The organism is Pirellulales bacterium, assembly GCA_035533075.1.
In the GTDB taxonomy this organism is placed as follows: Bacteria; Planctomycetota; Planctomycetia; order Pirellulales; family JAICIG01; genus DASSFG01.
Genome location: DATLUO010000265.1, coordinates 1 through 13,832 on the forward strand (window position 1 = coordinate 1; position 13,832 = coordinate 13,832).

Here is a 13,832-nt window from a genome sequence, read left to right on the forward strand (position 1 = left end):
CCAGATACCGGCTGGGCGGCCCGGCGGCGTCGAGAGGAGCGATGCCGATCTTCCAGCCCTCTTGGCCGGGCGGAGGACCGGCCGCCAGAATGTCGCCGCTGGCGTCGATCAATGCCCGGTGGATGCCATGCCGCCGGAGCACGGCCATCGCCTGATCGACGGCATAGCCGGCGGCGATCCCGCCCAGATCGAGCCGCATGCCGGGCGCGAGAAGCTGGGCGGTGTGCCGGGAAGGGTCGAGTTTCAGCTTTTGGTAGCCCACCACCGCCCGCGCTTCGGCCAGCCGCTCGGCCGCGGGGAACTCCTTGTTGCGACGTGCCCGACGCCACAACCGCACGTAGGGGCCGACGGTCGCGTCGAACGCGCCCCCGCTCCGTTCGGCCAATTGTTGCGAACGCTCCAGCACCGTCCAAAGGTCGGTGCCGAGCGGCACCGCGCGGCCTTTGCCGGCCGTGTCGCTGAGCTTCGAGAGTTCGCTGTCGGGTTTGTAATCGCTGAGGATACGGTCGAGTTCGGCGATGCGATCGAAGGCGGCTTCGGCGGCGAGGTTTGCGGAGCGTTCTTGCGGTGCGTACAATGTGATCTTTACCGCGGCGCCCATCAGGGTCCGCTCGTAGGCGAAGCGGTGCAACTCTTGGTCGGCGGCAGCCGCCTGCACGGTTGCGGCGACGAGGAGTTGCACGAGCGGACAAGCTAAAATTGGCATGGCGGTTTTTGGAACATGGCGGGCAACCAGTGACGATGAGACTGCTTCATGAGCTTAAGCGATACAATGGCAATGGTATATGGACGGCCTGGGAAGGCCATCCTCCTGGCGAGTCTGCTTTGCCTTCGTGCGGCTCCCGCCGGTGCCGCTGAAAACGGCAGCCGTCCGGTGCTCAAGGTCGCCAATGCGGAGGCGAAGAGCGAGGCCGAGATGAAGCCCTACACCGACCGCATCAGCGATTCGGAAGCGAGCTTCGAGATGGTGCCCATCCGCGGCGGCATGTTTCGCATGGGCAGCCCCGACAACGAGCCCGGCCGGCAAGACGACGAAGGGCCGGCTCACGAGGTGAAGGTCGCTCCCTTCTGGATGGGCAAGTATGAAGTCACCTGGGACGAATATGAAGTTTTCATGTTCGCCCTCGATGTTGCCCGCCGCAAGATCGCCGGCAAGCAGCCGGGCGAGCTCGAGAAGCTGGCCGACGCCGTGACGCGGCCCACCAAGCCCTACACCGACATGAGCTTTGGCATGGGCAAGGGAAGCTTCCCGGCGATTTGCATGACGCAGCTTGCGGCCAAGAAATATTGCCAGTGGCTCAGCGCCAAGACGGGCCGCTACTACCGCTTGCCGACGGAGGCCGAGTGGGAATATGCCTGCCGGGCCGGCAGCCAGACCGCCTATTCCTTCGGCGACGACGCCTCGAAGCTGCCGGAGTACGCCTGGTTCTACGAAAACAGCCACGACTCCTACCACAAAGTTGGCGAGAAGAAGCCGAATCCCTGGGGGCTGTTCGACATGCACGGCAACGTGGCTGAATGGTGTACCGATCAATACGTGCCGGATTTCTACCAGGAATTCGCCGGCAAAACGGCCGATAATCCGATGGCCGTGCCGACGACCGTCGAGCCGTGCGTGGTGCGCGGCGGCTCGTGGGACGACGACCCGCCCCTCTTGCGGAGCGCCGCCCGGCGGGGGAGCGAAAAAGACTGGAAACAGCAAGACCCCCAGGTGCCGCAGAGCATTTGGTATTATACTGACGCGTTGTTTGTGGGCTTCCGCGTCGTGCGTCCGCTGGCTGTGCCCGGCGACAAAGACAAGGAGAAGTACGAGTTGAACCTCGACGTAATTGATACGAACAGGCAATAGGCATCAGGCATCAGGCATCAGGCATCAGGTGACGCCGAGACCCTGAACCCTGAACCCTGACGCCTGACGCCTGACGCCTGACGCCTGAAGCCTTTCACCCCCACGCCCCTTTTTAACGGAGAACCGAAATGAGCCATCCATCCGACCACACTCGACGCGAGATCCCTTCACGCCGCGACTTCATCAAGACTTCGTCGGCGGCCATGATCGGCGGCAGCCTGATAGGCAGCTTGGGTGTCGCCCGTAGCGCGCACGCGGGCGTCGACGAGACCATCAAGATCGGCCTGATTGGCTGCGGCGGCCGAGGCACGGGCGCGGCCAAAGATGTGATGAACAGCAACCACAAGGTCAAGCTGGTGGCCATGGGCGACGCCTTCGAAGACCGCCTGAACGGCAGTCTGCACGGCATCAAGGGCGAGGCCGAGAAAGAGAAAGCCGACCGCACCAAGCAAAACAAGCCTTTCAACTTCGAGGTCGATGTTCCCAAGGAGCGGCAGTTTGTCGGCTTCGACGCTTACAAGAAGGTGCTCGACGCCGGCGTGGACCTGGTCATTCTGGCCACGCCGCCCGGCTTCCGCCCGATCCACTTTGCCGCGGCCGTTGAGGCGGGCAAGCACGTGTTCATGGAAAAGCCGGTGGCCGTCGATGCACCGGGCGTCCGGGCCGTGCTCGACGCGGCGAAGCGGGCCAAAGAGAAGAACCTCGGCGTGGGCGTCGGTCTGCAGCGCCGCCATCAAAAGGCCTACATCGAGACCATCAAGCGCCTGCAAGACGGCGCGATCGGCGACATCGTCACCATGCGGGCTTATTGGAACGGCGGAGGCGTGTGGGTGCGTCCTCGCGAGCAAGGCCAGACCGAGATGGAGTACCAGATGCGCAACTGGTACTATTTCAATTGGCTGTGCGGCGACCACATCGTCGAGCAGCACATTCACAATCTCGACGTGATCAACTGGCTCAAGGGCGCCTATCCGGTCAAGGCCCAAGGGATGGGCGGCCGCCAGGTGCGCACCGGCGCGGACTACGGCGAGATTTACGATCACCACGCCGTCGAGTTCGAGTACGCCGATGGCTCGCGGATGTTCAGTTACTGCCGCCACATTCCCAACTGCTGGGACAGCGTCTCGGAGCATGCCCAAGGCACCAAGGGTTCGGCCGACATCAGCGGGCACGAGATCCGCGTGACGGGCGAAGACCGCTGGAAGTATCGCGCCGAGCGCGGCACGTCGGATGGCAACCCCTACGTCGTCGAGCACCAGGATCTGATCGCCAGCATCCTTTCGGGCAACCCGTATAACGAGGCCGAATACGGCGCGCTGAGCACGATGACGGCCATTTACGGCCGCATGTGTACCTATTCGGGCAAGATGATTTCCTGGAACGACGCGCTGAACTCGCAGCTCAGCCTGGGACCGAAGGAATACGCCTGGAACGCGGCCCCGCCGGTGCCGACCGTCGCCGTGCCGGGTCATACGCAGGTGGTGTGACGCAGGCGTTAGGGCGGATTATTCAGCGGCCCGCGAATTCGCGCGCAGGGCCACCGCGCCTTTCCGGCCGGCCTCGCCGGCTTGGCGGTCGCGGTACGTCATCGTCGGTGTCCGCCCCAGCCAACCGGCGGGCAATTTCATGGGATTCGTTCGTCGAGCGGCACATCCGGCCCGACCGGAGCCGCTGGACCTATTAAGAAGCATAGCTTGACCTCGGCACGGATGACCCATCTTCCCCCTTTGCCGCTGCGCACTAGACTTTTTATAGAGTTCCTGAAATTGCTTTACCGCCTACCCTCCTTTCACAGCGCCGCGAATTGCCGTGATTATCATTCTGAAACCCGAGGTCACCGAAAGACAACTCCAGCACGTCATCGATCGCGTCGAGTCGCTCGGCCTGAGAGCCCATCTCAGCCGCGGCACTTACCGCACCATCATCGGCGTGATCGGCGATGAAGCCAAGCTGCAAGCGTCGCCGCTGGAAGCCATTCCCGGTGTGGCCAGCGTCGTGCCGATCTTGCCGCCCTTCAAGCTGGCCAGTAAGGAGGCCCAACCGGAGCCGAGCATCGTCGTGGTGGCCGGCGTCAAGATCGGCGGCGGCCATCTGGCCATGATCGCCGGCCCCTGCGCCGTCGAGAGCGCCCAACGGATGGATGTGATCGCCAGGGCCGTCAAGGCGGCCGGGGCGAACCTCTTGCGCGGCGGCGCCTTCAAGCCACGCACCAGCCCCTATGCCTTCCAGGGAAAGGGCGAGGAAGGCCTGAAGATTCTTCGCGATACGGGCGACAAGTACGGCTTGCCGGTCGTCACCGAGGTGATGGATCCCCGTCAAGTCGTGCTGGTCGATCGCTATACCGACATGTTTCAAATCGGTGCCCGCAACATGCAGAATTATCCGCTGCTCACCGAAGTCGGCCAGACGAACAAGCCGGTGCTGCTCAAGCGCGGCATGTGCGCTTCGGTCAAAGACCTGCTGATGAGCGCCGAATACATCTTGTCGGAAGGAAACTCCAACGTGGTGCTTTGCGAGCGGGGCGTGAAGGGCTTCGACGCGACCACGCGCAACCTGTTCGACGTGGCGGCGGTGCCCTTGAGCAAGTCGCTGTCGCACCTGCCGATCATCGTCGATCCGAGCCACGCCACCGGCCGGCCCGACTTGATCGGGCCTTGCGCTCTGGCGGGCGTGGCCGCCGGCGCCGACGGCGTGCATATCGAGGTCCATCATTGCCCGGAGGAGGCGTTTTCCGATGGTCCGCAGGCGCTGTTGCCCAAGCAGTATGCGGAGGTGGCCGCGCAAATCCGGTCGTTGGCCGCCTTGTTCGGCAAGCAGGTGTCGCGCGCCGAAAAAATCGAAGATTACGCCGCGGGGCGGGAACTGGCGCTGGCGGGAGTCCGATGAGGCGGCGATTGCCGTTTTGCCTGGCGGGGGGTCCGGCCCGGCCCGCCGCCCATGCTTCTAGTGAGTGCGTTGCTCCGGCGCCGGCAGTTGCCCAATCTGATGAGCTGGCGGCGGTACGAAACGATATTCGCCGCCGGTCAAACGGGCGATCTGCTCCAGGTCCCGGCAGCTCCGGGCATCCTCGTAGGCGATGGTATGAATCGGCGTGCGGGCGCCCTTCTGCCGGTCGATGAGTTCGAAGACGCTTGTCGCTTGCTGATCGAACCTGCCGTCGGACAACAAGAAGAGCGCGCTCGGCCGCATCTTCAGCGCAAGCTGCAGGGCGCGGCGCGGATCGGTCGATTCGCCGGTGCGGACGGAGGCCAGCCAGGCGTTCAAACGGCGTTTGTTTTCGGGTGTCGCCGGCAAGGCCCGCGGGAGAACCGACTCGTCGTCGAACATGCGGCGCGTCTCACCGTTGAACAACACCACATAGAACGACTGGCCGGGCGAGAGCCGTTCAATGGAGGCCCTCAACTCCGCCAACGCCCGAATCAAGCGGCTTATCTGGCCGGGTCCTCTTCCCCAGCCGATATTCATGCTGGGTGAGATATCGACGACGTACACGAATTGATCGCCAAGAGCCGCCGTACCGAAAAACGACGCTCCTTCCGTCGAGCTTTGCGGAGTGCTGGGCGGATTGTCGGAACGGTGGGGCGCGTCGAGCCAGCACACTTCCGGCGCCACGGCCTCGATGGCATGATCCGATTCGGCAAACGGGGCGCTTTCCAGGGCCAGGATGTCGCTGGCATCCGGCGGCATCACCCACTCGGTCGTCACGAGAATCTCCGGCTCCGGAAACGGCTCCGCGGTTCCCACGGCGAGCAGCAACGTCTGACCCGGCCCGAAGAGCACGGAGTGCATGAGAACGGTCAATACCACAAGGGCGATTACATGGACCGTCAACGACGTCAGCAGGCTGCGTCGAAGTATGCGGCGTGACAAGCGGTCGGTGGCCATGGCGGCCTCCCTTGCGGAGAGCGGGCGGCCGACGGAGTTCCGCCGCCGACTCCCGCTCAAACCGCTTCTATTGTCCTTCCACTGCTGGGAAAACGCAAGCTACCGCGTTCGGCTTTTGGCCGCGATTTCACGGGTCCAGAAGCTCGAGCATCCGGCCCTCGATTTCCAGCGACACTCCCTGGCAGTCGAGGTCGATGGAAACAAGCACTCGCGAGGCGGGGCAAAGGCGGACCACGCTTCCTTCGACGCCGGTCAACACGCCGCGTCGCACCCGCACGCGGTCTCCCGGTCGAATGCGTGGCCGGGCGGTGGCACAAGGCATCGCCGCGGGCTGCGGCGACGCCCGGCCGAAGTCGTCGGCCGAAAAGAAAAATCCTATGCGGTTCCTGCTCATCCTGGTGTTCCTCTGGTTCCTTGCGGCGGTCATGGCCCGGCGGTGCGACACCAGAAAATGATAGCCCCCGGCAGCCGGCAAGGAAATACGCCGTCAAGCGTAAAACTGCTTTTTGTAGCAATTATGAGAACGAGGCGCAAAGCGCCGGTTTTATTGAAATTCGGAGGCGGGCCCGCCTGGGACGGTCTTTGAGAGAGGCTCCCGGCGCGCTCCGCGCCGATGTTGACACCGCCCTCAGCCGCTCGCCACGCCGGTCGGGCGGCGGCGCCGCAAAAAGCCGAACCCCAGCAGCGGCAGGCCGCTGGCCAGCAGGGCCAGCGTGCTCGGCTCGGGAACGCTCGGGTCGACCGACGAATTCACCTGAACGATGCCGGGCGAAGTGAATTGAATCGTTTCCGTCAACGACAGCGAGAAAGGCTGCGTCTGTGGGGCGCCCGCCAGCGAGACCAACGCCGACGGCGAAGACCCCAGGGTTGAGAAGATCCCCGGCCCGCTCCCATACGACAGTGTGGAGACACCGCTGCCGCTGGTCCGTCCCAGGTCGCTCGTGTCCAAGGCGGCGGTCAAGCGAATGTTCTCGCCGGGGGCCACGGCGCCGTCCGTTGCCAGGGCCAGATTCACCCACGTCGGCGAAACGGCCGTCGACAAGGTGGCATCGGTCTGCGTCACCGTGACCGTCAGCGTCAGCGGGGCGCTCGGGCTGACCAGGACGGCGGCGAGGGTATTAAGGTCGAAGTAAACGTCGGTCGGGGTAACGATATCGACGGCGGTGCTCACATCCAGCATCGAGCCGCCGAGCAGGCCGACAAAAGCGAGCGATCCGGGAGCGAGGGCCACGCCGTCGCCCGAGTTCGTGGTGCTGCCGTCGGTTTCGCTCACGGTCATGGTGAAAGCCGCCTCGGCCGGCGACGCCGCCAGAGCGGCGACCACCGTGGCCGCGGCCAGCAAACGCGTCTTCGTTCCGATGTGCATGTCAATCTCTCCCAAAAAAGGAATCGTGTCTTTCCGTACCAGCAGCGCGTGAAAACGTGCCGGCCGCCGAGCAAAACCGGCTCTCGGGCAGATAGTTCGAGCCAGAAGTCTCCGTGCTGCTTCGCACCAGCGCACGACGTGGCGCCGCGGCGTTCGTTGCCGCCCATGCCTTTTACGCACGAACCAACTCAAAGAAGGGACGAGATTGAACGTGGATTGCAGTGAGACGCGCCGGGCGTGGTTCGCTCAGGCAATCGGCTCTTGGCGGGCTGCACCCAAATCGGCAAACAGTTTCCCCAATCTTTGCACCTGCCTGACGCACGCGTGCCCCAGGCAACTCCTCCAGTACGGTTCCAAGTGATAAGAATAATCGAGCGGGTGCGGCCGTCAATAGCCAAATTGGGCCAGATACCGCATAGCCCAGAGGTCTTGGTCCGCGTGAAGTGGTGCTAGCGCGAGCCCGGCAAGACTGCGCCGCCGGGCGATTGCGACCAACGCATGGCGTTGCGGTTGGAGTAATAGGCCACCAGAGCGACGACATAGTGAAGCCATGCCAGGCCCGATAGCACCGCTGTCAGCGAGAGCACGGGGAGCACCGACCCCGGCTCTGCGTACAAGCCTCCGAAGTCGTAATTCCAGCCCAACACCATCGCCAAGCAAAGCAACATGGCCGAGGGCATATCGGCGCCACAAGCGGGGCAGGAAATGTTCATAAATCACCTCGGCGTTCAGGGCAAAGCGATTTTAACTGAGAATCACGGCGCTGCGAAGCGGGCGCACGCCGGGCCGTGCGAGATTTTTTTGACCGCGCTTCATTCGCAACCTAGCCTTTTAATGTCTCGGCGAAGAAGCTCTTCCTAGCCGAACGAACAGGCCTCCGTGGCACCTCGTCCCTCACGCGACGGTTCCGTCGCTGAAGGCGCTGCGGCCGCCTGAATGTCGCGTTTCACGTCTTAACAACCACTTTCTTTTGCAACCGTTGCCGACAAAGCGCGCGCGGCCGGACCCGGCCGTTGCGGGTGGCGGCGCTTTCGGACCGGCCAAGGTGCCCTATGCCGACGTTTCAACTCTGTTGCGCCAGCGAACTCGACCCGGCGGAACCCGATGGCGATTCGATCGCCTACAAACTCGCGGAAAACTTTCACGAGCGCGACGCCGCTTTTCGGCTGGTCTATCACGCGTATACCCGCGCCGGGCTGATCGAAGACAATCCTCACGAGATGCGGGTCACCCCGTACCAGTTGCTCGACACGACCGACGTGATCGTCGCCGTCTGTGACGGCGAGGTGATCAGCACCGTCAGCCTGGTCTGCGACGGCGACCTTGGCTTGCCGATGGAAGGGATTTACGGTGACGAGGTCGCGAGGTATCGCCGGCGGGGCATTCGCGTGGCGGAGGTCTCTTCGTTGGCCGACCGGCGCAGCCAGCTTTCGCGTACCTTGCCGGTGTTCGTGCCGTTGATGCGGCTGATGGTTCAGGCCGCCCGTTATCGCGGCGTCGAAGAACTGCTTGTCGCGGTTCATCCGCGACACGCTCGCTTCTATCAGCGGTTTCTTAGTTTCGAAGCGGTGGGCGCGGAGAAGTCGTATCCGCTGGTGCGAAACAATCCGGCCGTGGCCCTATCGTTGGATTTTGCGCGTCTCGACCGCGTTCGTCCGGTGAACTACGAGACTTTTTTCGGCGCGCCGCTGGCCGAGGAGCAGCTTGTCGGCCGGCCGATGTCCGATCGCGAACGGCGATGGTTCGCGCCCGCGGCGGAGTACGGCGGCGGTTTCACGTTGGTCGGCCCCGGCGACGAGGCGAGGCTCCGCAACGGCGCGGCGGTGGCGTGAGCGGGTCGCGACGTAATGCGGCAAGGCCCAGAACGGCAGGTCGGGCCGTTCATGGTGTTCGAAGTGCGCCCAGGTGTTGTGCGGCAGGAAAGCTCGCTGCCACCAACGCGGTCGGCAGCGGTGCGTGCCCGTCGTGCCCCAGTGTTCGGTGTAGGCGCGCAAGCGGAAGAACGCCCAAAAGCTGGTGAGGAAGGCGGCATGCCACAACAAGACGGCCCACAACAGGCCGCACCAGTAGGCGGCAAAAGCAATGCCCGACCAGAACAGGGCGGGTCCGAGCGGGCTCGGCCGGTAGTGTTTGAAATACCAACCCGACTCGATTGCGCCCAAACCGATTAGGTCGAGTAGAAACCAGCGCACGACGTTCATCGCCGTCAACGGCGGGTCGTCGCCGGGAGCGATTCCCTTCCAGCCCGTCTCCGGGTCGTCGACGGTCCCCACATGTCGATGATGGGCGAAGTGGAACCGGCGGTAGGGTTCCAGGTCGGTCCACAGCGGCCAAAACGAGAGCAGACAGGTAAGCCAATCGTTGGCCGCGCGATCGCGGCATATCAAGCGATGCGCGCCGTCGTGCCCCAACAGCGACAAGGCGTGTTGGCGGTTCCCGACAATCAACCAGGCCACGACATAACCCGGCCAACGATCGATGACGTGCGCCGCGGCAAGACTGGCCAGAATCACCGACCAGTCCGCAGCCGCGGCGCGCAGCCAATAGCCCGCTCGACGTTCTTGCAACATGACGCACGGCCTCCGCGCAGGAAGTGTTCAACGACCCACGGCCGGCTTGCATTAAACGTGCCCATGTTCGCTCGGCAAAACTGACGACTGCCTGAAAAAGCGATCTTACTTGGCCACCCCGCATAACGAGCACTGGCGCGACGCTTGCTCTAATGCGTCGCGGACCAACCTTGACCGACGGAGCGAAAATGCCGGCCCAAGTATTCTTCCGAACAAAGAACGTCGAGGGCGGCGCGACGGCTCCCATCGTTTGCAAAACCGCGACGACGCAGCAGGAGCGCGCCGGCGCCTTCCGATTGTTGTACGAAGCCTACGTCAAGGCCGGGCTGATGGCGGCCAACGGCTATCAGATGCGGGTGACGGTGCATCACCTCTTGCCGACGACCACGCTGTTCGTCGCCGTGCAGGCCGACGAAGTGGTCGCCACGATCAGCTTGATCGGCGACGGCCGGCTGGGCTTGCCGATGGAGTGCGTATACGGTCCCGATGTCCAACGGCTGCGCGAGCCAGCCTGCTGGTTGGGCGAAGTGTCGTGCTTGGCCTGCCGCGAGCGGCAGCTCTTCTCGCGCTTGGACATGCTCGTGAGCCTGATGGGCCTGACGCCTAAAAAAGATACCCGGAATCTCGTTGACGCGGTGGCCCAGCCTACTTTCAATGAACAGAACCTCTTTCGCCCCCGTAGGCGACTTGGGCGAGAAAAGGGGCTCTTTTGTGCGTCGGGCAGACACTTTGTGCGTCGGGCAGACAACGGAACGTCTTTACCCAAACCCCCGCGCGCCATGCGCCCTATCTCATTTTCCCCCACTCCGACTGGAGGGCGGCGGAAAAATGTGCCGAAAAAAGAGGAGCGGCCGTAAGCTTGATCGTCTATTACCTCCGCGCGCTAAGGCTCGCTTGTCGAATCGCTCTGGCTATACTCATGCAGCGCGCCACCGACCAATTCTCCGACCACGAACTGACCCTTCGGGGCGGATCGTTGCCCCCGTCCATCTTGCTCAGTTTGCGCCACTTTGCGCTTTTACGCCGATGTGTTGGCAGTTTGGGAATGATAGAAAAGGTGAAGCGGCCCGATGGCATGTCGCCGTGGGCCGTGGAAAACGACGCGGGTCTCGTTATCGAGAGCTGCCGTGTCTCGCCTTTGTCCGGCGTCGGTTGCTCTGGGGGCCCGCGGCAGCCCCACGGAGTAACTGCCATGGTGTCTTCATCTTCCTCTTCCCGTCTGGCCCGTCGTCGTCCGATCGCCGCCCCGCAAAACCGCATCAGCCCGTCGCTCTTCGCGCCGTCGGTGGTCGTGCCGGAGCCGTTGGCCGAGGCCCGCATCGTCTACAAGGTGGCCGACAATCAGCACGAGCGGGCCGGCGCCTTTCGTCTGGTCTACGAAAACTACGTCGAGTCGGGCCTGATGCGTCCCAACCGCTTCCAGATGCGGGTCATGCCGCACCATTTGCTGCCGACCACCGCCACGTTCGTGGCGCTGCACGCGGGGCGGGTCATCTCCACGCTCAGCCTGGTGGGCGATGGCCGTCTCGGCCTGCCTTTGGACCGCGTGTATGGCCCGGAGGTCGAGGCGCTGCGCGAGCCGAGCACCTGGCTGGGCGAAGTCTCGGCCTTGGCCAGCTCGTCGGCCGATTCGCGTTTGGGTTTTGAGGCGGTGCTCGGCCTGATGCGGATGATGGCCCAATTCTCGCGGCGGCACGGCCTGGACCATCTGTTGGTGGCCGTTCACCCGCGGCACGCCCGGCTCTACCGCCGCGCGATGGGTTTCCGGCCGCTGGGCGAGGAGCGGGCCTATCCGGCGGTCTGCAACCGGCCGGCGGTGGCCTTGCACCTCGACTTGACGCGGCTGGAGCAGGCGCCGGCCGAGAACGTCGCTTTGTTTTTCGGCGAGCCGATTGCGGAAGAGCACTTGCGTTTTTGCCCGATTTCGGCCGCCGAGCGGCGCTATTTTGCGCCGGTCGTGGCCTACGAAGCGGACCAGGCCGCGGCCGAGCCGCGCGAAGAACTGCTGGCCTGCGCCTAGCGGAACCACGGGGTTCAGGATCCTGGCACCCCGGCGGAAAAAAGCGTAAATTGCCTAGAAGCGGCATTGTCCATTCTGCGCCGTTGGCGCTGCGCTCGCATCGGGAGAATTCGGCAAAAGCCCCATCACCGCTTCAATCCCCAACCGCCAACCCCCAACCCCCAAAACCAAAAACCTATCCTTGAGATATGTGGTCCCTTGCCCTGCGAACGCTGATTGCCGACCGCGGAAAGCTGGCCACCGCCATGGTGGGCGTGGTGTTTTCCGTCGTGCTCGTCAACGTGCAAGGCGGCCTGTTCAACGGGCTGCTGGGCAAGATCGGCTTGCTGGTCAATTCCAGCGACGCCGATATCTGGGTCGCACACAAGTACGTGCATAACATCGATTTCCCGCTCGACATCCCCAAGCGTTGGATGTATCGCATTCGGGCTGTGCCCGGCGTCGCGTTGGCCGTGCCCTACGTCATTGGATACGGCAACATGACGCTCCCCAGCGGAGGTTTCGAGGGGGTGGTGGTCGTGGGGTGCGACCGCAAATCGTTGCTGGGCGGCGCGTGGAGCATGGACCAGGGCAGCGCCGCTGAGGTCCGCCAAACAGAAGGGATCATCGTCGATTGCTTCGAGGAAGCGAAGCTCGAGTACCCTGCGCTGGGCGAGGTGCGCGAGATCAGCGGGCGGCGGGCGCGCGTCGTCGCCAAGAGCCGCGGCATCGTGGGCTTCATGGTCAACCCTTATGTGTTCACCAACCTCGAACAGGCGGCCAGTTATCTGCGAAAGCCGGCCGACCGTTGTTCCTACTTTCTAGTGAAGCTGCGACCCGGCGCCGATGCCCAAGCAGTCTGCCGCGAGATCAACCGGCGAATTCCCGAGGTCGATGCCTTTCCCAGTGCGGAGTACGCTCGCAACTCGATCGACTTCTGGCTCACGCGCACCGGCCTGGGCATCAGCTTCGGGGCCGCCACAATGCTGGGACTTCTTGTGGGGCTGATTATCGTCGCGCAAACGCTCTACGCCTCGGTTTTGGACCGCCTCAGCGAATTCGGGGCGATGAAGGCCATGGGGGCCAGCGAACGGCAGATTTATGGTATGCTGTTGGCGCAGGCGATCACCATGGCTTTGGCGGGCTCGTTGCTGGGGCTGGAGGTCGTATTCTTGATCCAGCGCACGTTCAGCACTCCGCACGCGCCGATCGTCATTCCCTGGTGGCTGTCGCTGGGAAGCTTCGGCCTGGTGCTCGCCATCTGCCTCGTGTCGTCGGTGTTGCCCTACCTGCGAATTCGCAGGCTCGACCCCGCCATCGTTCTGAGGGGATGAGCCATGCACACGACACCCACCATCTTTGCCCACGACGTCCACAAAAGCTACACCACCGGCGGCACGACCACGCCGGTGCTCGAAGGCGTGGAGCTGGAAACGTTGCCCGGCGAGTGCGTGTTTCTCGTCGGTCCTTCGGGCAGCGGCAAGAGTACGCTGTTGTCGATCCTGGGCTGCATGCTCACGCCCGACCGTGGCCAGGTCAAGATCGTGGGACAGGATCTCGCGCGTCTCAACGACATCGAGCGGGCCGTGCTGCGGCGCGACCGGATTGGCTTCGTCTTTCAGCGGTTTCAGTTGATCCGTGGATTGAACGCGTTGCAAAACGCCTGTCTGCCGCTCACCCTGCGCGGCGTCGCGCCCAGGCCGGCGCAGCGCCGCGCGCTGGAGCTGCTCGAGGCGGTGGGGCTGGCCGACAAGGCCAAGGCGCACGTCGGCAAGCTCAGCACCGGGCAGTGTCAGCGCGTGGCCTTGGCACGGGCCTTGGCCGGCGATCCCGACTTGATCTTGGCCGATGAACCGACCGCGTCGCTCGATGCCCAGAACGGCCAGGAAGTGATGCGGCTCTTACGCCACTTGACTTCGGAACGCGGCAAGACGGCGCTGGTCGTGACCCACGACTCGCGGATTTTCGCCTTCGCCGACCGCATTTTGCACCTCGACGCCGGCCGCATCGCCGAGGTGGATGCCGACCATCCGCCGGCCACCGCCGGGGCCGTGCCGGTCGCTAGTAGCTAGTGGTTAGTGATTAGTGGTTAGTGATTAGTGGTTAGTGATTAGTGGTTAGTGATTAGTGGTTAGTGATTAGTGGTTAGTGATTAGTGGTTAG

Annotated in this window: 14 protein-coding genes; 7 read left to right on the top strand and 7 right to left on the bottom strand. The window is 63.7% G+C overall.

Going from position 1 to position 13,832, the window contains the following annotated elements:
* Positions 1-706 (bottom strand): FAD:protein FMN transferase (locus VNH11_33000; protein HVA51207.1); only part of this gene is annotated, 706 nt, incomplete at its 3' end.
* A gap of 72 nt (positions 707-778) precedes the next feature.
* Between VNH11_33000 and VNH11_33005 the strand changes: the two genes are divergently transcribed.
* Together VNH11_33005 and VNH11_33010 are read left to right on the top strand one after the other, a co-directional pair.
* Positions 779-1,849, top strand: coding sequence for a formylglycine-generating enzyme family protein (locus VNH11_33005; protein ID HVA51208.1), 1,071 nt, complete (start codon positions 779-781; stop codon positions 1,847-1,849).
* Positions 1,850-1,977: 128 nt separating this feature from the next.
* A complete protein-coding gene (locus VNH11_33010; GenBank protein HVA51209.1) occupies positions 1,978-3,336 on the top strand; it encodes a Gfo/Idh/MocA family oxidoreductase in 1,359 nt (452 codons plus the stop codon).
* Positions 3,337-3,354: 18 nt separating this feature from the next.
* Here the strand turns inward: VNH11_33010 and VNH11_33015 are convergent, their stop codons facing one another.
* Positions 3,355-3,477, bottom strand: coding sequence for a hypothetical protein (locus tag VNH11_33015; protein ID HVA51210.1), 123 nt, complete (start codon positions 3,475-3,477; stop codon positions 3,355-3,357).
* Between the two features lie 181 nt (positions 3,478-3,658).
* Between VNH11_33015 and aroF the strand changes: the two genes are divergently transcribed.
* The gene (aroF, locus tag VNH11_33020; protein ID HVA51211.1) at positions 3,659-4,735 is read left to right on the top strand and encodes a 3-deoxy-7-phosphoheptulonate synthase; all 1,077 of its coding nucleotides are present in this window, start codon (positions 3,659-3,661) and stop codon (positions 4,733-4,735) included.
* Between the two features lie 57 nt (positions 4,736-4,792).
* On the opposite strand, the gene VNH11_33025 is transcribed toward aroF, so the two are convergent.
* The 5 genes from VNH11_33025 to VNH11_33045 form a co-directional block, all read right to left on the bottom strand.
* On the bottom strand, positions 4,793-5,734 hold the full coding sequence (locus VNH11_33025; GenBank protein HVA51212.1) for a hypothetical protein: 942 nt from the start codon (positions 5,732-5,734) through the stop codon (positions 4,793-4,795).
* 127 nt (positions 5,735-5,861) lie between these two features.
* The gene (locus tag VNH11_33030) at positions 5,862-6,128 is read right to left on the bottom strand and encodes a hypothetical protein (GenBank protein HVA51213.1); all 267 of its coding nucleotides are present in this window, start codon (positions 6,126-6,128) and stop codon (positions 5,862-5,864) included.
* A gap of 234 nt (positions 6,129-6,362) precedes the next feature.
* Positions 6,363-7,100: a PEP-CTERM sorting domain-containing protein gene (locus tag VNH11_33035; GenBank protein ID HVA51214.1), complete on the bottom strand. Its 738-nt coding sequence runs from the start codon at positions 7,098-7,100 to the stop codon at positions 6,363-6,365.
* Between the two features lie 449 nt (positions 7,101-7,549).
* Positions 7,550-7,813, bottom strand: a complete 264-nt coding sequence (locus VNH11_33040) for a hypothetical protein (GenBank protein HVA51215.1) — start codon at positions 7,811-7,813, stop codon at positions 7,550-7,552.
* A gap of 906 nt (positions 7,814-8,719) precedes the next feature.
* Entirely contained in the window at positions 8,720-9,670 is a 951-nt protein-coding gene (locus VNH11_33045; protein HVA51216.1) for a fatty acid desaturase, read from the bottom strand.
* Between the two features lie 188 nt (positions 9,671-9,858).
* On the opposite strand from VNH11_33045, the gene VNH11_33050 reads away from it, so the two are divergent.
* From VNH11_33050 to VNH11_33065, 4 genes are all read left to right on the top strand, one after another.
* Positions 9,859-10,527: a hypothetical protein gene (locus tag VNH11_33050; protein ID HVA51217.1), complete on the top strand. Its 669-nt coding sequence runs from the start codon at positions 9,859-9,861 to the stop codon at positions 10,525-10,527.
* A 335-nt stretch (positions 10,528-10,862) separates the two neighbouring features.
* On the top strand, positions 10,863-11,690 hold the full coding sequence (locus VNH11_33055) for a hypothetical protein (GenBank protein ID HVA51218.1): 828 nt from the start codon (positions 10,863-10,865) through the stop codon (positions 11,688-11,690).
* A 188-nt stretch (positions 11,691-11,878) separates the two neighbouring features.
* The gene (locus VNH11_33060; protein HVA51219.1) at positions 11,879-13,003 is read left to right on the top strand and encodes an ABC transporter permease; all 1,125 of its coding nucleotides are present in this window, start codon (positions 11,879-11,881) and stop codon (positions 13,001-13,003) included.
* A gap of 3 nt (positions 13,004-13,006) precedes the next feature.
* Entirely contained in the window at positions 13,007-13,741 is a 735-nt protein-coding gene (locus tag VNH11_33065) for an ABC transporter ATP-binding protein (GenBank protein ID HVA51220.1), read from the top strand.
* Positions 13,742-13,832 lie beyond the last annotated feature (91 nt).

Bases quoted from the DNA above. Each gene is read 5' to 3' on its own strand.
- VNH11_33005 (HVA51208.1), top strand. From the start codon at position 779: ATGGTATATGGACGGCCTGGGAAGGCCATCCTCCTGGCGAGTCTGCTT.
- VNH11_33010 (HVA51209.1), top strand. From the start codon at position 1,978: ATGAGCCATCCATCCGACCACACTCGACGCGAGATCCCTTCACGCCGC.
- VNH11_33015 (HVA51210.1), bottom strand. From the start codon at position 3,477: ATGAAATTGCCCGCCGGTTGGCTGGGGCGGACACCGACGATGACGTAC.
- VNH11_33025 (HVA51212.1), bottom strand. From the start codon at position 5,734: ATGGCCACCGACCGCTTGTCACGCCGCATACTTCGACGCAGCCTGCTG.
- VNH11_33030 (HVA51213.1), bottom strand. From the start codon at position 6,128: ATGAGCAGGAACCGCATAGGATTTTTCTTTTCGGCCGACGACTTCGGC.
- VNH11_33035 (HVA51214.1), bottom strand. From the start codon at position 7,100: ATGCACATCGGAACGAAGACGCGTTTGCTGGCCGCGGCCACGGTGGTC.
- VNH11_33040 (HVA51215.1), bottom strand. From the start codon at position 7,813: ATGAACATTTCCTGCCCCGCTTGTGGCGCCGATATGCCCTCGGCCATG.
- VNH11_33045 (HVA51216.1), bottom strand. From the start codon at position 9,670: ATGTTGCAAGAACGTCGAGCGGGCTATTGGCTGCGCGCCGCGGCTGCG.
- VNH11_33050 (HVA51217.1), top strand. From the start codon at position 9,859: ATGCCGGCCCAAGTATTCTTCCGAACAAAGAACGTCGAGGGCGGCGCG.
- VNH11_33055 (HVA51218.1), top strand. From the start codon at position 10,863: ATGGTGTCTTCATCTTCCTCTTCCCGTCTGGCCCGTCGTCGTCCGATC.
- VNH11_33060 (HVA51219.1), top strand. From the start codon at position 11,879: ATGTGGTCCCTTGCCCTGCGAACGCTGATTGCCGACCGCGGAAAGCTG.
- VNH11_33065 (HVA51220.1), top strand. From the start codon at position 13,007: ATGCACACGACACCCACCATCTTTGCCCACGACGTCCACAAAAGCTAC.